The 19,048-nt window shown below is 34.8% G+C and carries 19 protein-coding genes; 18 read left to right on the forward strand and 1 reads right to left on the reverse strand.

What is annotated here, in order from left to right; translation table 11 throughout:
* Positions 1–9: 9 nt before the first annotated feature.
* From JNUCC76_RS05330 to JNUCC76_RS05390, 13 genes are all read left to right on the forward strand, one after another.
* Positions 10–1,017: an aldo/keto reductase gene (locus JNUCC76_RS05330; protein WP_454156436.1), complete on the forward strand. Its 1,008-nt coding sequence runs from the start codon at positions 10–12 to the stop codon at positions 1,015–1,017.
* A 244-nt stretch (positions 1,018–1,261) separates the two neighbouring features.
* Positions 1,262–2,398 (forward strand): low temperature requirement protein A, encoded by a 1,137-nt coding sequence (locus tag JNUCC76_RS05335; protein WP_454156438.1) that lies wholly within the window; start codon positions 1,262–1,264, stop codon positions 2,396–2,398.
* Between the two features lie 31 nt (positions 2,399–2,429).
* The gene (locus tag JNUCC76_RS05340; RefSeq protein ID WP_454156440.1) at positions 2,430–3,356 is read left to right on the forward strand and encodes an amidohydrolase family protein; all 927 of its coding nucleotides are present in this window, start codon (positions 2,430–2,432) and stop codon (positions 3,354–3,356) included.
* A gap of 43 nt (positions 3,357–3,399) precedes the next feature.
* Positions 3,400–3,759, forward strand: a complete 360-nt coding sequence (locus JNUCC76_RS05345; RefSeq protein ID WP_454156442.1) for a MerR family transcriptional regulator — start codon at positions 3,400–3,402, stop codon at positions 3,757–3,759.
* A gap of 123 nt (positions 3,760–3,882) precedes the next feature.
* Positions 3,883–4,527 carry an NAD(P)H-binding protein gene (locus tag JNUCC76_RS05350; protein ID WP_454156444.1) on the forward strand — a complete coding sequence of 215 codons (645 nt, stop codon included), beginning with the start codon at positions 3,883–3,885 and terminating at the stop codon, positions 4,525–4,527.
* A gap of 47 nt (positions 4,528–4,574) precedes the next feature.
* Positions 4,575–5,321 (forward strand): SDR family oxidoreductase, encoded by a 747-nt coding sequence (locus JNUCC76_RS05355; protein WP_454156446.1) that lies wholly within the window; start codon positions 4,575–4,577, stop codon positions 5,319–5,321.
* 64 nt (positions 5,322–5,385) lie between these two features.
* Positions 5,386–5,673, forward strand: coding sequence for a YciI family protein (locus tag JNUCC76_RS05360; protein WP_454156448.1), 288 nt, complete (start codon positions 5,386–5,388; stop codon positions 5,671–5,673).
* Positions 5,674–5,684: 11 nt separating this feature from the next.
* Positions 5,685–6,650: an aldo/keto reductase gene (locus JNUCC76_RS05365; protein ID WP_454156450.1), complete on the forward strand. Its 966-nt coding sequence runs from the start codon at positions 5,685–5,687 to the stop codon at positions 6,648–6,650.
* Positions 6,651–6,695: 45 nt separating this feature from the next.
* Positions 6,696–7,682, forward strand: a complete 987-nt coding sequence (locus tag JNUCC76_RS05370) for an aldo/keto reductase (RefSeq protein WP_454156452.1) — start codon at positions 6,696–6,698, stop codon at positions 7,680–7,682.
* Between the two features lie 90 nt (positions 7,683–7,772).
* A complete protein-coding gene (locus tag JNUCC76_RS05375; RefSeq protein WP_454156454.1) occupies positions 7,773–9,236 on the forward strand; it encodes an MFS transporter in 1,464 nt (487 codons plus the stop codon).
* Positions 9,237–9,267: 31 nt separating this feature from the next.
* Entirely contained in the window at positions 9,268–10,140 is an 873-nt protein-coding gene (locus tag JNUCC76_RS05380; protein WP_454156456.1) for a DUF3737 family protein, read from the forward strand.
* On the forward strand, positions 10,127–11,308 hold the full coding sequence (locus tag JNUCC76_RS05385; protein WP_454156458.1) for a MalY/PatB family protein: 1,182 nt from the start codon (positions 10,127–10,129) through the stop codon (positions 11,306–11,308). Before JNUCC76_RS05380 ends, JNUCC76_RS05385 begins: the two co-directional genes overlap by 14 nt.
* A gap of 44 nt (positions 11,309–11,352) precedes the next feature.
* On the forward strand, positions 11,353–11,526 hold the full coding sequence (locus JNUCC76_RS05390; RefSeq protein WP_454156460.1) for a hypothetical protein: 174 nt from the start codon (positions 11,353–11,355) through the stop codon (positions 11,524–11,526).
* 1,023 nt (positions 11,527–12,549) lie between these two features.
* On the opposite strand, the gene JNUCC76_RS05395 is transcribed toward JNUCC76_RS05390, so the two are convergent.
* The gene (locus tag JNUCC76_RS05395) at positions 12,550–13,128 is read right to left on the reverse strand and encodes a TetR/AcrR family transcriptional regulator (protein WP_228934561.1); all 579 of its coding nucleotides are present in this window, start codon (positions 13,126–13,128) and stop codon (positions 12,550–12,552) included.
* Positions 13,129–13,229: 101 nt separating this feature from the next.
* Here JNUCC76_RS05395 and JNUCC76_RS05400 point away from each other — a divergent pair, with 101 nt between their 5' ends.
* The 5 genes from JNUCC76_RS05400 to JNUCC76_RS05420 all read left to right on the forward strand — a co-directional run bounded on the left by JNUCC76_RS05400 (position 13,230) and on the right by JNUCC76_RS05420 (position 19,032).
* Complete coding sequence (locus JNUCC76_RS05400) at positions 13,230–13,805, forward strand: NAD-dependent epimerase/dehydratase family protein (RefSeq protein ID WP_454156462.1); 576 nt, start codon at positions 13,230–13,232, stop codon at positions 13,803–13,805.
* A 26-nt stretch (positions 13,806–13,831) separates the two neighbouring features.
* The gene (locus JNUCC76_RS05405) at positions 13,832–16,429 is read left to right on the forward strand and encodes a YhgE/Pip family protein (protein WP_454156464.1); all 2,598 of its coding nucleotides are present in this window, start codon (positions 13,832–13,834) and stop codon (positions 16,427–16,429) included.
* A 26-nt stretch (positions 16,430–16,455) separates the two neighbouring features.
* Positions 16,456–17,268 (forward strand): N-acyl homoserine lactonase family protein, encoded by an 813-nt coding sequence (locus tag JNUCC76_RS05410; protein ID WP_454156466.1) that lies wholly within the window; start codon positions 16,456–16,458, stop codon positions 17,266–17,268.
* Between the two features lie 898 nt (positions 17,269–18,166).
* Positions 18,167–18,691 (forward strand): MFS transporter, encoded by a 525-nt coding sequence (locus JNUCC76_RS05415; protein ID WP_454156468.1) that lies wholly within the window; start codon positions 18,167–18,169, stop codon positions 18,689–18,691.
* A 167-nt stretch (positions 18,692–18,858) separates the two neighbouring features.
* Positions 18,859–19,032, forward strand: a complete 174-nt coding sequence (locus JNUCC76_RS05420; RefSeq protein ID WP_454156470.1) for a hypothetical protein — start codon at positions 18,859–18,861, stop codon at positions 19,030–19,032.
* Positions 19,033–19,048 lie beyond the last annotated feature (16 nt).

Genomic DNA, 19,048 nt, shown 5'->3' on the forward strand with positions numbered 1-19,048 from the left:
GAAATGTCGATGGAATATGCGCAATTGGGTCAAACAAATATTCAAGTTTCTAAAATATGTGCTGGGGCTATGAGCTTTGGTCAAGCTGGATCAATGCATGACTGGACATTAGATGCTTTCGAGACTGAACAAGTAGTAAAGCATGCATTAGACCTCGGAATTAATTTTTTCGATACAGCTAACGTGTACTCCAAGGGTACGAGTGAAGAATACCTTGGAAAAGCGATTAAAAATAATGTCGATAGAAATAAGGTGGTTTTAGCTTCAAAAGTTTATTTTAATCCCGGCAGATTGTCAAAAGATGCGATTAACAGAGAAATTGACGGTACGCTGAAAAGATTGAATACTGATTATTTGGACTTATATATCATCCATAGATTCGATTACAACACACCTATTGAAGAAACAATGTCAGCTCTAAACGACTTGGTTATTTCTGGTAAAGTTCGTGCGATTGGTGCTTCTGCTATGTACGGATATCAGTTTTATAATATGCAACAAATCGCAATTGATAAGGGGTGGACAACTTTTTCGGCTATGGAAAATCACTATAACTTGTTGTATAGAGAGGATGAGCGTGAGCTTATTCCTATTTGTCAGCAAATGGGGGTTTCGCTAATGCCATACAGTTCACTTGCAGCTGGGCGATTGGCGCGACCAGCTTGGTCTGCGAATACTTTGCGTAGTGAAACAGATATTGTGTCTAAAGGGAAGTATGATCATACCCAGTCTACAGATCAAGTAATAGCAACCAGAGTAAAGGAGATCGCAAAAAAATATGACGCCTCAATGGCTCAAATTGCAATAGCTTGGCAGTGGAGAAAAGGGGTTACATCGCCAATTATAGGTGCTACAAAAGCACAGTACTTTGATGATGCAATTGGTGCGTTTGATATAAGATTGACCTCAGCAGATATTGATTTTATTGAAGAGCCATACGTACCCCATAAAATAATAGGTGCCATATCTAAAAACCCAGAAGCGGGTGAAATTTTACTTGATGCGGACAAAAAATAATAGAATAATTGTTGTTAATTTAAAGACGCCAATACCAGTGATGGCAAATTTTAAAAATTTTTGTCAATTAGTTCTAATTGCAAGTAGATCCAAAAACGTTATGAGTGGGAGTTTATCATAACGTTTTTTCTTAACAAATTTCTGAAGTTTTTATCTGGGAGTTAATATTTAAGGTTGACTTAAACTAAACTTTAAGAGTTATAATTTAGTCTTCAGAACTCATTTAAAGGATGGAAATAAGCTAATGTTACAATCTATTAAAAAAGTAGAAATGCCAGAACTTTTTTTTGATCTCGTCTATGTGTATGCAATCTCGCAAATGACACATGTCATACATGATGTGGTTCATTTTTCGGATTTAATTCAACAATTATTTTTTTTGGTAGTGTTGTTAGTGATTTTCGTTAATACATGGATGTTTGAAACTGTTTTTACAAATAGATACGGATCAAATAATCTCGTAGATATACTATTTTTAATGTTGGATATGTCTTTACTTTTGTTCATGTCTAATTCATTTTCGGGTGAAATAAACCATTGGTTACGCCCATTTATGGTGACGAGCGCACTGATGACAATAACTTTGGTAACACAATATCTTATTGTTTTTAAGAAAAAAAAATCTGCAATTGATCGAAAAATCGCACGAATTTTTGTCATTATTTTATTAATTAGAGCTATTTTCTTTTTAATAGCTGCATATTCTAAAACGCTCAGTATTGGATTGACATTCATGTTAACTGGGGTGTTGATGGGATGGATACTTCCAGCATTTTTTTCTAGGACTATGGCAATGCGGCCAATTAATTTTTCGCATTTGTTAGAAAGATTAACTTTACTAGCCATTGTAGTTTTTGGTGAAAGTATTGTTGAGGTAGCTTCGTTCTTTACTGTTCATACCATTAGCATACAGTCATACCTTGTTTTTAGCATGATATGCGGCATGTTTTTGATGTATATTACGCAATTTGATCATTTTATTAATGTTAGCCAAAATGATCCAACAGGAATTTATTTAATATATTTGCATTATTTAGTAATCTTTGGCATAACATTTGTATCCGTATCAATTGAATTAATTGGGAAGACTGGAACAGACCTGATGTTAACTATTTCTTCTGCTTTTGTGGGCCTTTTTTGTTTTTACCTAGGCATCTTTATGGCGACTAAATATAATAAAGAGAGTATAAATCTGCCGAGTTACTTTTGGATTTATGTATTTTCAGTAACATTAGTTGTTTTTATCATTAGTCTTTTTAGTCGGTCGGCTACTGTATTTATTATTTTAACAGCTTCAAATATTATATTTATTGAGGCACTATACATTTTTTTCTTAAATCGTTCACGGAATTTTGTTGTTCAAAATAAAGATGAACGCTAGTAATTTAAAGTGAGAAGAGGAAATTATAGATATGACAAACATAATTGATGTTTTCGCTCATTTTCTACCACCAAAATACCTAGAAACATTGCGAAACTTAGCTGGGAGAGATGTTTTAACTGGCCAAAATTCTTGGATGAATAACATACTGTTAATTAATATTGAAGAAAGATTGGATCATATCAATCAACATTCAAAAGAGATCATTAGCAATGTGAGCTTGTTTCCAGAGATGTATTTATCTGGTAAAGAACAAATATTATCTTTATATAAAAAAGCGAATTTAGAATTATCAGAAATTGTAAGTATTCACTCTGATAGATTTCTGGGTTGTGTGGCTAATATTCCGTTGAATGATGTTGATGGTGCGTTAGAAATTATTAACGAACAAGTTAATCAAAATGATGTTATAGTTGGAATCCAAATTTACACACCCATTGACAATGAAAATAAACAGTATTTAGATATCAACCTTGATAAAATTTTTGAAAAAATGAATGAAATTGGTAAGCCTATTTGGCTACACCCAATTTTTAACACTGATAGGTTGGATAATAACATTACTTTTAGTTGGGAATATGAACTCACACTAATGATGCAAAGTATTATTGATAAACAATATTTTAATAAATACCCTGATCTTAAAATTATTGTTCATCATGCAGGTGTCATGGTTCCCTATTTTGCAGAAAGAATCCGATATATCCAAGGGGAAAATAAGCTGAAGTCTTTTCAAAACTTTTATGTCGACACGGCATTGTTAGGTAATACTCGAGCAATAGAACTTGCAATCAGTTTTTTTGGTATAAGTCACGTACTCTTTGGAACAGATGCGCCATTAGGGATTCCTCCTTTTGGACCGACGGACACTATTATAAAAACCATCAATGAAACACGTCTTTCACCTTCTGATAAAAGAAAAATTTTTGTCGATAATTGGTTTACAAAAATTTTTTGAGTTACTTAACAATAGTCTCAATCAGGGAGAAAGGAATGACAATATGAAAAACTTGTCTATTAGTGAAGTTAGTCAAAAATTTAATATAACTAATTCAACAATTCGATATTATGAAAAAGTCGGTATATTATCAGATATACCCCGAGATACAGGTGGGCGGAGATATTTTGATAATAATATTATTGAATGGCTTGAGATGATTTTGTGCCTCAGAGCTTCTGGGGTCTCAATCGAGGCTCTGATCAAATATGCTGACCTTGTGCGATTAGGTGAAGGTACCATCTTTGAACGCATAGCATTGTTGTCTGAGCAACGTGAGAATCTTCAAAATCAAAAAAATCAATTAGATAGATCTCTTCAGAAACTCAATCATAAGATTGAGTTCTACTCGCTTAAAATTTAGAAAAGTACAGTTTTTTTACGTAGTCAATTTGAAAAAAATAGAATCATATTATATAACAAAGTTCTTGACTTAAAGTTAACTTTAAGATCTATAATGTGTTTGTTCTAATGAAAGGAGAAAAATATGAACATTTTAATAGTTGGTGCGACAGGAAAAATGGCTCAACTCGTTGCTGAAAATCTGACACAGTATCCCGATATAAAGGTGTTATTACTTGCCCGTAATCCAGATAAATTTGGCACTGAATTGCTAGCTTCTAATCCCATGATAGTTAAAGGAAACGTTCTTGACACAGATTTTCTAACCGAGACACTTGAAAAAAATAATATTGATTTGGTGTACTCAAACGTGGGTGGTATTGATCTTGCTGATCAAACTGCTAGCATTATTAAAAGTATGAATGCTAGTAATGTAAAGCGTCTAATTTTCATTGGCGCTTCAGGGGCACATCATGAAGTGCCAGGTCATTTTGGTGAATGGAATGAACAAGCAATTTCGGCATACTTGCCTGGATTTAGAAAATCATTTGAATTATTAGATAAGTCAGACATTGACTATACTATGATTCGCCCAGCTTGGTTAACAGACTATGATGAAGTTGATTACGAAACCACAGGACGACATGAACCATTCAAAGGCACTGAAGTATCTCGAAAGAGTGTAGCTCATTTTGTAACGAAGGTAATTTTAAATCCAGATACTTATGTTCGTGACAGTATAGGTCTTAATAAGCCTAATACGGATGCTGATAAGCCATCGTGGATGTAAAACGTATAACGAACATGTCTTAAAGCTAAAAAAATAGAAGGTAAAAAATGACAATTCAAAATAAAGTTGTAATCATCACAGGTGCTTCATCAGGAATCGGAGAAGCTACTGCTAAAAAACTGGCTGCCAGCGGTGCTAAATTAGTACTTGGCGCACGTCGTGAAGACAAGCTTAAAAAAATTGTTTCGGATATTGAAGTAAATGGCGGGCAAGCCATTTATAAGGTAATCGACGTAACAAAAGTAGATGACAATGAAGCGCTTGTCACAGCTGCTTTAGATACGTTTGGTAAAGTTGATGTTATTTTCTTGAATGCTGGCCTAATGCCGACAGCACCACTCTCTGCTTTACAAACTGACTTGTGGGATAAGACAGTTGATGTTAACTTGAAAGGCGTGTTGAAAGGCATCGCTGCAGTTTTGCCAAAGTTCATTGAACAAAAAGCTGGCCACATTATTGCTGTATCATCTGTTGCGGGCATTAAAGCATATGAAGGCGCCGGCGTTTATGGTGCTACAAAATGGGCTGTTCGTGATCTGATGGAAGTTTTGCGTATGGAATCTGCCCAAGAGGGTACAAATATTCGTACAGCAACTATTTACCCAGCAGCTATTGAAACTGAGTTGCTTGATTCTATTGCTGACAAAGCTTCACGTGAAGGAATGGGGCAGGTTTACGATCAATATCAGATTCCTGCAGATCGTATCGCTAATGTAGTTGCGTTTGCCATTGATCAACCTGAAGATACTAATGTAAACGAGTTTACGGTTGGCCCAACTAGGCAACCATGGTAACAGAAAGACGTCATGAAAAGTGACGTCTTTATGCTTTAAAAAATCAGTGAGAAAGGCCATTAATATGAAATTTATTGAGTATGCAATACCCAATGTCGGTAAGATTAAACAACATGATGTCAATATTAATGAAGTAGTTAAACAACATGTTACTTATTTGGAGCAAAAAAATGCCGAAGGGCTACTCGTATTTGCTGGTACGACAACTGATGGTACTGGCGGTTTAATTGTTTATGATGTCTCTGATGAAGCAACACGTGATCGTGTTGTGCAAGAAGATCCGTTATATTTATCAGAATCTATGGACATAACTATTCATCCGTTTGAAACATTTGAAAATATTACATCATGAAGGAAAAATATATGACACATACAAATGAAACACAAAAACCAAAAATTGCGTTAGGAACATGGTCCTGGGGATCAGGTGCTGCTGGTGGGGATCAAGTCTTTGGTAATCATTTAACCACTGAAGATTTGCAACCTGTTGTAGATACGGCAATGGCCAAGGGCTTTAATTTGTGGGACACTGCTGCTGTTTATGGCGAAGGAAGTTCGGAAATAATTCTTGGTGAATTATTAAAAAAATATGACCGTAGCAGTTATTTGCTATCTACAAAGTTCACACCACAAGTTGCCACGGGACCTGAAAAAACTGCTATGGCAGACATGTTAACTGGTAGTTTTAAACGTTTACATACAGATTATATTGATATTTATTGGATTCATAATCCGTCTGACGTCGAAAAATGGACGCCTTATTTGATTCCACTAATTCAAAGTGGAAAAATTAAAAGTGTTGGTGTTTCAAATCATAATCTGTCACAAATCAAACGTGTAACTGAAATACTTGGTCAGGCTGGTGTGAAATTGGCAGCAGTACAAAATCATTACAGTTTACTGTATCGATCGTCCGAAAAAGCGGGAATTTTAGAATATTGTCTTGAAAATGACATCAATTTTTATGCTTATATGGTACTTGAACAAGGCGTTTTGACTGGCAAGTACAATGCTGACAACCCGTTGCCTGAAGGCAGTGGCCGTGCGGCTACCTATAATGCTAATCTGCCTAAATTAGCAGCATTGATAGACGCTTTGGCACAACTGGGTGACAAATATCAGGCAAAAGTGGCAGACATTGCGACAAGTTGGGCTATTAATAAAGGTGCATTACCAATTATCGGTGTCACTAATGAGAAATACATCGCCTCCGAAGAACGGGCACAGAATATCAAATTATCTGAGCCAGAAATTGCTGAACTTGAACATTTGGCTGAGCTAACAAATGTTGACACTAAAGGTTCTTGGGAAAATAGCATGTTATCTTAATCGGATTTAGAACGGTACACTGTTATTTTTTGAAAAGGAGAAAAAATGGAATACACTAAGCTTGGCAAAACAGGTATGAAAGTTAGTCGATTAGCTTTAGGAACTATGAACTTTGGCTCTAGAACCAGTGACAAAGTAGCTTTTCAAATTATGGACCGTGCCTTAGAATTAGGAATTAATTTTTTTGACACTGCCAATGTTTATGGTGGTTGGGGCGGACCCGGTCACGGTTACACTGAGGAAGTAATTGGGCGCTGGTTCGCACAGGGTGAAGGTCGTCGCGAAAAAGTAGTTTTGGCAACAAAATTCTATAATAGCATGGGTAATGAGTTAGATGGGCCCAACGATGAGGCTGGTGTTTCAGCTTATAAGCTCTATCGTAATTTAGAGGCGTCTCTCAAACGATTGCAAACCGATCATATCGAGTTGTATCAAATGCATCACATCGATCATTCGATAAACTGGAAAGAAATCTTTGTGGCCTATGAAAATATGATTGCGCAAGGAAAAATATATTATGCTGGATCAAGTAACTTTGGAGCAAGACATTTAGCTTACGCCGAGGCAGCTTCTGATCAACGCGGCTTTTTAGGGTTAGTTAGTGAACAACATTTATATAACTTATTAGAACGTTTACCAGAACTAGAATTATTACCCACTGCTAAAGATTTAGGAATGTCAGTACTAGTATGGAGTCCGTTGGAAGGCGGTTTGTTGGCAGCAAATGCACTCAATACAACTTCTGGTCGACGTTCTGAACGCGTTGAGGCTCTAACGCAGTATGATCGTCAGCAATTGCAACGTTATGCAGATTTATGTGCTGAACTAGGAGAAACTGAACAAGACGTCGCTTTGGCGTGGTTGCTGCATAAATCAGATATCACAATTCCAATTATTGGACCACGTACAGTTGAACAGTTAGAGTCAGCAGTGCATGCTTTGGATATTCATTTGTCAATCGACGTCATGAATCAATTGGATGATATATTCCCAGGGCCAGGCGGTTCTGCGCCTGAGGCCTATGCTTGGTAACAAATAAGTAGATGAGTTGACATGATATAGTTACTATTTGTTCATAATAAAATAGTAACTATATTTTTCGTAGAAGAGAAAACGGTAAATATGGAAAATAAACAAATAAACTTAGCTTTTTATGCGTTTGCGATCTCTAATGTTATGGTTGGGTTAGACGGTACAATAGTAGCAACCATAATGCCTTCATTGATGGCAGATTTACATGGAATGACATACATGTCATGGGTGGTTGCATCTTATTTTTTGATGATGGCTTCCTCAACGCCAATATGGACCAAAATGGGTGAACGATTTGGTTTAAAAAAGATGTTTTTAATTGGTACGGTAATTTATATTCTTACATCATTCATTCAAGGTATTTCACCAAACATTTTCGTATTTATTCTAGCTCGAGCATTTATGGGAATCGGAGCTGGCGGAATGTTGCAGTTACCGTTTGTAATTTTTGGTAAATATTTAAAAGGGGCAGAAAGAAGGGCAGCCTTTGGGCGAGCTACAACATCTTATGCTATTGCTTCGGCTATTGGACCATTTGTTGGTGGATGGATTTCTCAAAATTTTGGTTGGGAATGGACATTTTACATTAATATCCCAATTGGTATATTAATGTATGTTTTGGTGAACCATAATTTTAATTTGAAGTTTGATAGTTCAACAGAAAAAATTGATTTTATTGGTTCGGGATTAATTGTTTTATTGGTAAGTAGTCTTTTAATGGGCTTGCAGCTTCTGGGGGAAGTAAATTCTTCAATGACATTAGTTGTTCTGTTGTTTGCCTTCAGTGCCATTTTACTGGCTCTATTTGTTGTTTTTGAAAATAAAAATGTCGAGCCAATAGTACCACTTCGTTTATTTCGCAATTTGTCATTTTCTATGAAACAAATTGTAGCATTTGTTGAGTTTGGTTTTTTTTATGGCTATATGACTTACTTTCCAATTTGGTCACAGGGTGTACTGGGTAAAACAGCGACTGTTGGAGGATTAATTATGGTGCCAGGTTCTGTTGCGATTGCATTAGGGTCTGCATTTTCGAAAAAGATAATTAATAGAATTGGAGAAAAAAATTCAGTATCATTGAGTTTGCTTACCATGCTTATAGGAACAGTTATTATTCTTACACTTGGTATGAATAATTCTGTTATATCGCTTACAATTTCAGGGATTATTATAGGTTTTGCTAATGGATTATTTTTTAGTATACAACAGTCAGCAACACAAGATGCTGTTAATCAGAGGGACATTGGACCAGCAACTTCTTTAAATTCGTTATTTAGAACTATTGGTAGTACCGTTTTTCTGTCTATTTTTTCTTTAACGCTGAACACACGTTTTTATGAGTCAGTTGAGAGAAGTCATAATCAAGTAACGATGGATTTTTTTAATAGAATTTCGGATGTTCAAGCAGCAAAGTCAATTCCTAATGAATTTTTACCTCTGCTTCGAAATACATTATATGATGGGCTTCATGCAGTTGTTGTTATGATGGCTATTTTGATGATTGTGGCTATAATAATTAATCATTGGCTAGATCCTTGGAAAACAAATAATTGAAATTTGTAAAATATGAAGGAGCACGGGTAATATGACAATTTATCAAGAACAACATTTTGAAGGTGAACGTCCTTTATTTGGTGAACAACACGCTACTATTATAAGAACAACGTTTGGCGAAGGTGAATCTCCTCTCAAAGAAAGTGATGATATTACAATAGAAGACTCTGTGTTTGGTTGGAAGTATCCGTTGTGGTACAGTCATCATGTGCAAGTAAATCAGACCATTTTTGAGGAGATGGCTAGATCTGGTATTTGGTACACTTCTGACATAAGTATTAGCAACTCTGAAATTCAGGCGCCAAAGCTATTAAGACGATGTCAAAATGTTTTATTGTCAAATGTTCATTTTTCAGAGGCAACAGAAACATTATGGCATTGTCAATCAGTTAAAATGAAAAATGTTTATGCTACAGGTGATTATTTTGGGATGGATAGTCAAGATATTGTCGTTGACCATCTTAACTTAATTGGTAATTATGCATTTGATGGTGCAAAAAATATTGAAGTCCATCATTCGAATTTTGTGACAAAAGATGCTTTTTGGAACTGTGAAAATGTTACGATCTATGACTCAACTATAAACGGCGAGTATCTAGCTTGGAATACAAAAAATCTAACATTGATTAATTGTACAATTATTAGTGATCAAGGGCTCTGCTATGTCGACCATTTAACCATTAAAGATTGTCATTTGCTAGATACCTACTTAGCGTTTGAGTATTCAAGCAACATTGATGCTGATATTAAAGGTTCAATTAACAGTGTCAAAAACCCAATTTCCGGTCAGATTAAAGCAGAAAGTATCGGAAGTTTAATTTTAGATAAAACTAAGATTGACCCTAGTAAAACAACCTTTTTTGTTGTGCAGGACTCCAAAGGAAAAAGACATGAGCAAATATGACTTTGAATCAATTATTGACCGTCGCAACAGCAATTCGGTTAAGTGGCATGTAGCAGAAAATGAGTTACCAATGTGGATAGCTGATATGGATTTTGCCACTGCTCCTGAAATATTATCAGCTTTGCAAGAGAAAATAACACTAGGTACATTTGGTTATGAAGAGCCTGATGACAATTATTTTGATGCTATCATAGCATGGTTTAAACAAAGACATCACGTTAATATACAGTCAGAGTGGCTTAACTTTGTTACTGGTGTTATTCCAGCACTTTCGTCAGTCGTTCGACGATTAAGCCATGTTGGTGACAATGTGGTTGTTATGACCCCAGTATATGACATATTCTTTCATTCAATTGAAAATAACGGTCGTCATGCTTTGGAGAGTCCTTTAAAATATGATCCTGATACAAATCATTATGAAATTGATTGGCATAATTTAGAAACTCAGTTGGCTGAGCCATTGAGTACATTGCTAATATTATGTAATCCCCACAACCCAGTGGGCAAAACATGGTCACGGAAAACACTTTCACGACTTCTGCTATTATGCCGAAAGCACGGTGTTACCGTAGTGAGCGATGAAATTCACGGTGATGTTGTTTTAGGTGAACCAAGTTATCAATCGCTTTTGGCACTGCCAGTTGAACAGCTGCATAACGCTGTCGTGATTTTTTCACCATCGAAAGCATTTAATGTTGCGGCTTTACATGCTGGTAGCATTGTAGTTCCTGATAAATCATTGCGCGAAACTGTGATGAGAGGCATTAATAACGACGAATTAGCTGAACCTAATTTGGTCGCTATAGAGGGTTCTATGGCAGCTTATCAGAAAGGCGGTCAGTGGCTAGATGCTTTGATTGAACAGTTACAATACAATCGATATCAGGTTGAAATGTTTTTACATGACCACATACCACAAATAAGACTTGCTTCAGAAAATGCAACATATTTACTTTGGTTGGATGTGAGCGCGGTGACGGAAAACAGTAGTGATTTGGTAAAACACCTCAGAAAAACAACGGGTCTTGTATTGTCGGCTGGCAATATTTATCGTGGCAATGGCGAAAAATTTGTTCGTATTAACATTGCTTGTCCAAGGCAATTATTATCAGATGGGCTATTACGTTTATCAAGAGGCATTAAAACATACGCAAATGTAAAGCGATAAACATAATAATAACGATTATGTTTATCGTTTGATGGGGTGAAGATATGCAAAATAAAACAAAATATGGCGATATTTGGAACAAAAATGAAGGTTTAGTTGAGCCTAGTCAAATTGGGCGCCAAATAATGGTCTTTATTTCGATTTTTCTGACACTAATCTTTGGTATCATATTCATTATGTGGATAGACAACAACATGATTTGTAATTTATATTATTAGTTTATGACTAAAAGATCGGGAAAATTTTATCATTTTAGTACATTTTATTTATAATAAGCTGTAGTAATGTGTATAGCTTTTTAACACGCTAAGTGACTTGCTCAGAAATCAATAAATTGGACTATTTTTATTCAGTTAATTAGACGACATTTGAAATGAGATTCCGATTATAAAAATTAATATACGACAGCTTTCGAGAATTAACCGGATAAATTTAAATTATGGCAGATTGATAAATACGAAATATTGGATAAGTCATCAAATTTTACATAAATTCAGTACTATTTTGACACTTTAGAGTCAAAACACTTAAATATTTAACTTGATTTAAAGATATTTGTATTAAAAATTGATATATACCAATTCAAGTTGACATAACTACTACTATATAAAGTAGCTCAGAGACAGGCTTTCAAGAGCTTGTTTTTTGTTTGTGAAATAGAAAAATTCACAAGCTAGGCATAATGCAGATCTTTCTATTTCACAAGCACACAAGTTTGATGTATTTCACAAGCGACTATGTTTTAGACCAATGGCTGATATTGGAAGCCAAATTCACCACTAATAAATCATTTACCAGCTATCCTTACGATAGGAAATGTTTCATTCAATGACAAGGTGCATTTGTACTCATACAGAACTGTGTTGAAGTATAAGCAGGCATTTGCTGGTATATTAATTATTATAATTTATAATCGCAATCGCATTTCAAATGTCACCTGAGTAACTGAATAAAGATAGTCCAATTTATTGACTTCTGAGCCACATCGAAAGCCACTGATTATTCACTTAAACAAATGTCAAAATACATGAGTGCTGAGCAGAATATTTTGACATAAGAAAAACCCATTAACTTTTTGAACAGATTTTTTATTCTGTCCAAGTTATTAGGTTCACTTCAACCTAGTAATGCTTTTTTCATTACTGACATTATTACAATGCCTATACTTTATCTTGAGGAATAAGCCAAAATAGCTTTTTTGGTATAAGAGCTATATGATGAGTGACTTTGTAAACGGGCTTTCAATCTGCTCCAGCTATTTCAAGGGGTGTTAGTCTTCTTGTTTCATAAATAATATCAGCGACTTTTTCATAGGGCACTTCCGAGTTATTTGTAATCCAAAAAAGAACAACGTTGAAAATACTGTTTATAATGAAATCTTCTGCAAAATTGACGGGAATATTTGAATTCTTAGATGTTTTAATAACGCCGTTTGATCCTATAAACGGGACCAATCGTTGTTTTAAATGATTAGCAAATCGTTGATCACCATTAACACCTAAGAGTGCCATATACGCATCACGGTTTTTACTAATTGATTGTGTGATTGCCTTGTACATATCAAGTTCTAGGCCGTTACCTGAATGAAGAGCATTAGTGGTTTCCAAGACTTTTACAATCTTATTTGTCAAAATAGTTTCTATTTGTAAAATGGCATCAGAAATATCCGAGAAGTACAAATAAAAAGTTCCTCGGTTAATGCCAATTTTACGTGTGAGCTCAGCAACTGTTACATCATATATTGCTTTTTCATCGACAAATGAAATTAACGCATTAAATATTTTAAGTTTTGTATTACTATCAATTGAACTGTTATCCATATTTACTCAACACATTTCACGATACTGTTGTTCTCTTTTTTTCTACTATACTATATTCTGATACATATACAAACTAAATTATACGATAAAGGAGATTTTTTATGACAAACGTGGTGGTTTTAGGTGGTAACGGTTATATCGGCAGAAATATTATGGAGACATGGTTAGGTCAAGATCCCAATATCATATTCTTTGTTTATTCTCGTTCAGGAAAAAATAGTATGCATCACCCTAATATAAAAAATGTTGCGGTAAATGTAACTAATTATTCAGAATTAAAAACTTACTTGCCAGATCGCATTGATTATATTATTGACCTTGTTGGTAGACCAGAAAAAGACAAACAACAGCTGAAGCGTATTAATGAGGATCCTGCAAAAGTCATGTTAAGAATTGCAGGTGCTTATCATGTAAAAGGCATGGGATTTATTCAAGGGCGCTTGGGGCCAAAGCCATTTCTTGAAATAAAACAAGAAATCGCTAACTTGTTGACGGGTAGTGGGGTTCCGACGGCTATTGTCAATCCGACCTTAGTCTATGGAAATGATCGATCAGATATATTGTCCAAACTAGTTCCTCTATTTAAATTACTAGGTATTTTTACGCCTAATTTAAGACCGGTTCATGTCAATCAAGTTGCGCGTGAAATGGTAGACAAGTTAACTAGATTGGAATAATGCGCTAAGAAGGAGTAATCAAAAAAATGATTTGGAGTGAATGGAAATATTTAGCCAAAAACAAATTTTTAATTGTTGTATTAACAGCGATTGTTTTAATCCCATCAATATATGCTGTTCTGTTTTTAAGCTCAATGTGGGATCCTTATGGTAGAATCAAAGACTTACCGGTGGCCGTCATTAACGAAGATAAGTCTGTTAAATATCAAGGAAAGATGCTTTCAGTTGGCGCCAAACTGAAAACTAATTTAGCAAATTCGGACGCCATGAAATTCAGTTTTCCTTCTAAAAAAGCAGCTAAACAGGGATTAGCTAGTGGTAAGTATTATATGGTGATGACGATTCCTGAAAACTTTTCAGAGAATGCAACGACATTACTTGATTCACATCCCAAAAAAATGTTAATACATTATACGACAAGTTCGGGACATAGTTTTATTGCAGGAAAATTTTCAAAATCTGCGGCTGAGAGCATTGCCAGTTCAATTTCTACACAAGTGACAAAAACTTACGCCAAAACGTTATTTAAGCAAATAAAATCGTTGGGGAATGGGATGGGAACTGCCGCTGATGGTAATAAAAAATTGGTTGATGGTACAGAACAGCTACAGACTGGCAACCAAACAATATCTACTAATTTAAAAACGTTATCATCAAGTAGCTTAACTTTCAGTAATGGCACAAATACATTGACAGATGGCTTATCGCAATACTTTAGTGGCGTGAATCAACTTGATACTGGTAGCTCAAAATTAACTTCCGGGTTGGGTCAATTGGGTAGTCAAATCCCCACACTGAGTACTGGCGTTTCACAATTATCCGCGGGATCATCCAGTTTGAATAGCGGATTAAAACAATACACATCGGGTGTTAATCAACTTTCTAGCGGATCAATTGCTTTAGCCACCGGTGTTAGTGATTATACAAAAGGAACCAATGAAGCCTATAAGGGCAGTCAAAAGGTTTCAACTGGCTTAGCTGAGATGAATCAAGCTTTAAATAGCAACGATGCCAAAAATAAAATAGCAAAGTTACAGACGGGTCTAAAGCAATTTCAGGTTGGTCTTAATCAGTTAAAAGAATCGTTAGACAATAGCAATCAAAGTTCTGAACAAATTACAGAACTTACCAACACTATGAGTAGTCTTGGTACCAATGTTGCGACTGTTAGTAGTTATATCACTGGAACAAAAGAAAAAATTGAGTCTGTTGCAAAGGCACAGAATTTGACTGACACTCAAATTAACGCCTTGGAAACAGCATTATTGCCAACAAATGATATCAATAATGCCTTGAAATCAGCGACGTCAAATTTGAGTAATTTACAAACTAATCTGACGGCACTCATTAAATCTAGTGATAACAGTATGTCGGAGCTAAAGTCAGCGGTGAATATGTTGAATAGCAATTATGGTACCAGTGATGGTGCGCAGACACTCTATGGTGGTATTACTGCAATGATTACATCACTAAATCAAGTCGGCAGTTCAACTACTAAACTAAGTGATGGTGCCGCGCAGTTAACCGATGGTTTATCACAGCTAAGTAGTCAATCACAAAAATTAGTTAGTGGTAGTTCTAAGTTGAAAGAAGGGACACAACAGTTATCGCAAAATAGTGACAAATTGAATTTAGGTTCAGAAAAACTCAATAATGGGTTATCTTCACTAAACGAAAAGATGCCAACATTTGGAACAGCTGTATCGCAGTTATCTTCTGGCAGTAGTCAATTAACGTCAGGATTAGATAAGTTAGTTGCTAATAATAGTAAATTATTAAGTGGATCAAGCCAATTGGCCAGTGGTGCTACAAAAATAGCAGCGGGTAGTTCTAAATTAGCAGATGGGTCATCAAAACTGAGTGATGGTTTAACGAAAGTTAAAGATGGCAATCAAACACTTGCCAATAAACTTAGTCAAGCAAACGCAGCCGTGAATCAGGTTAATGCCAATCAATTAACTTACAAACAGTTAGCTAACCCATCAAGTACTAAACATGTGGAAAAGGATAAGGTACCAAATAATGGGACATCCATGGCGCCATATATGCTATCAGTTGCTTTGTTTGTTGGATCGTTAGCATTTAATCTAATGTATGACATGTTTTCACCACGTAAATATCCAAAAAATAGTTTTTCATGGTGGTTAAGTAAAATGACCGTTCTTTATCCATTCGCTATTTTACAAGCGACAGTAATGTATGGCTTGATGGTATTGGCAGTTGGCTTGTCGCCAGTTGAGAACTTTAAAACTTATTTGACACTAATAGTCATATCATTTACTTTTATTAGTATTGTCACTATGTTGAATCTTTGGTTTGGTAAGGTTGGTGCCTTCTTAAGTATGATTTTTATGGTGATTCAATTAGGAGGTGCAGCGGGTACGTACCCAATACAACTTTCTAACGGATTCTTTCAAGCAATCCATCCATACTTGCCAATGACTTATTCGGTCAACGCTTTACGAGAAACCCTAATGATTAATGGGCCAATTGGATCAGAGATTAGTGTGCTGTTAATTATTTTTGTTATCGTAACCGTTTTGATTATGCTGTTTTATATTGTACGATTTGGTAGTTTACAGCCTATAACCTTTAAAAATAATCAAGAAACTAAGCAAGCATAACAACGCTCTTTTGAAAAAAGGTAATCATGACAGATAAAATAAAAATACACATTTGGCATACAGGCATGGTTTTAGTGGATACTGCAGTTCCTTTTCGTCATACTGCGGCATGGCCGATGGGCTTGGGCCGTGGTAGAAAACACAAAATACTCTTACCAGTGTCCAGCTATCTAATTCAACACCCAAAAGGTAACATACTTATTGATACGGGGTGGTCGGAATTAATTAGGGATGGTCAAACACGTCAACTTGGATTAACAAGACTAGCATCAAAACCATCTCTCCCAGCAAATTGGTCTGTTAAAGAGCATTTAAGAAGAATCAATATGAATGTAGCGGACATTGACTTTGTTCTGCTGACGCACCTAGATACTGATCACGTTAGTGGATTAATGGATGTAAAGAATGCGAGAAGTATTATTACTAGCAATGTAGAATTGGAAGCCGCACAAAAATCAAGTTTGAGATATCGTAAAATACTGTGGAAAGAATTGAATATTCAACCTTTTCAGTATCAAGTAAGTGGAGTTGGTCCGCTAGGAAAATCGTATGATTTGTTCAATGATGGTACTGTTCAGATTGTTGCCACACCAGGCCATACGGCAGGATTGTCTTCTGTTTTGGTAACAGGTAGCAATGATAATTTTGTTCTATTAGCGAGTGATGTGGGTTATGAAGAAGAAAATATAACCGAAAACTTTTTGCCTGGCATTCTCACCAGTCTTGAGGAAGAAATGAATAGTTTATCTTGGGTTAGAGAAATGTCCAATCTTCCAAATTGTCAAGGCATTATTTTCAATCATGATATCAAAATTGTTGAACAAGAAATGATTATTTAAACTATTAATAAATTTAAAAAAATTAAAGCGAAAATTAAAATCATTTGTTTTGGCTATTTTTATAAAAAGAGACTGAAGTTTAAAAGAAAAAAGTTCAAATTATTCAAAAGAAATAACTTTAAAACCATTCATGATTGTTTAAAAGTTAATAAATTAGGTTATTTTAATTCAGTTAAATAAGCAACATTTAGAATGCAGTGGTGATTACCAAAAATGATATACAATCCTAATAACTGCTTAAACTTAAATCTGGGTAAGTTCTCAAATAAATCCCTTCGTGTCTCAAAATTGAATGAAAAGCCTTTGTCGTATGGACTCTATTTAAGGGAGTAAGAATGTTTCAGACTATATTTTTAGCGTATGATATTGAATTCGGCACTTGTCTATTGTAATCTCATAACTGAATGACTTACCAGTGGTTTGTCAGTTGAATATAAATGATATCTGTTGGATAAGTACCACTTCAATTCATCCAATTTCTGAGAAAATTTGCCTATAAGCTCAACAATAGCATTCTTGCATGCGCAATGCCTTGACAAATACATCTAGCACAAAAGATTTCAGTATTTCCTGACGTAAGGGTTGTCGGATTGTGCATGATACAAAATTTGACGTCAAGCACACTTAAAATACAATCAAGCCGTGTAAGCTTGTGCTAAAAGTAGATTAATTAGCGGTAAGTCTCAAAAATCATTTTTTATTAGTAAAATGACCATTCAATGCTTGTCAGGGTATGCGTGATAAAATTTCATTTTCTTTTAAAGTTGCAAGACGTTACCCTAGTATTATTGTTACTTACTGCTATGAAGCTACACTAAACTAATTTGATAAAAGTTGGTTACTCGCAAAAAAATTTATTAACCATTGCATTTAGGTTACTAAAGGACAAATTGGTCTATTGAATGCTTTTGCCAGTGCAGTTTTATTCAACTTTTACTCCGAACCGCCATTCATTTTTATTAATAATTTAAAACTTAGTACAAGTTCATATGGCAATACAGAACTTTTAATTGATCTAGAAATAATTATAGGTGCTTATGTGGTCAAAAGATTAGCTGTGAAAACTAGTAGTTTTAATGTTATTCCATTAGGAATCTGTTTAGTAGTTACCTGCTCAATTTGGGCCTTTGCTAGCGACAATATCTTTAGGATTAATATCTCAATTTTTGGCATATTTTTAGGTATTAATATTGCATTACTTATTATTCAAAAAACCTCTTTATATGCTTATGAAGAAGTTATCGGAATTTCTAGTCGCGTTTGGGGCTATATGTATTATTGTATGATCAGTATTTTGACCTTTATCATGAGGGTCATTCATACGAGAAACATTTTAGTTTTTCCAATATATAATACATTGATACTGACCATTGGTTTATTTTTACTGATTGCCATCAATAAAACGAGTTTTAGGAATATTTAGCTAATTATTAAATTTCAAGAATCAATCATATTTTATGATTGATTCTTATTTTGCTAAAAATTATTGAAAGGAGGTGCGGAATGCGTGTTCTCCCAAAACTCCAAGTGAGTTTTGAGTATGAAAAGAACTAAGAAGGAAAAGCAGTAAAAATTGCTAAAACCCATACAATGAATTTAGGTAAAGTACATACGAAAGTACAATTATTAATTGGGTATTTTATTTACTTTAGTTATGTATCTGTACTTGCTTATGAAATCGCTCAAAAGAATAAATCGTTGCGTGCAACAATCACAACTTTAATCAAAAGAATATACAAAACAAGCGCTGGTATAATTAGTTAAAACTCTGATGTAGTTA

The sequence above is a fragment of the Leuconostoc sp. JNUCC 76 genome (assembly GCF_053667755.1).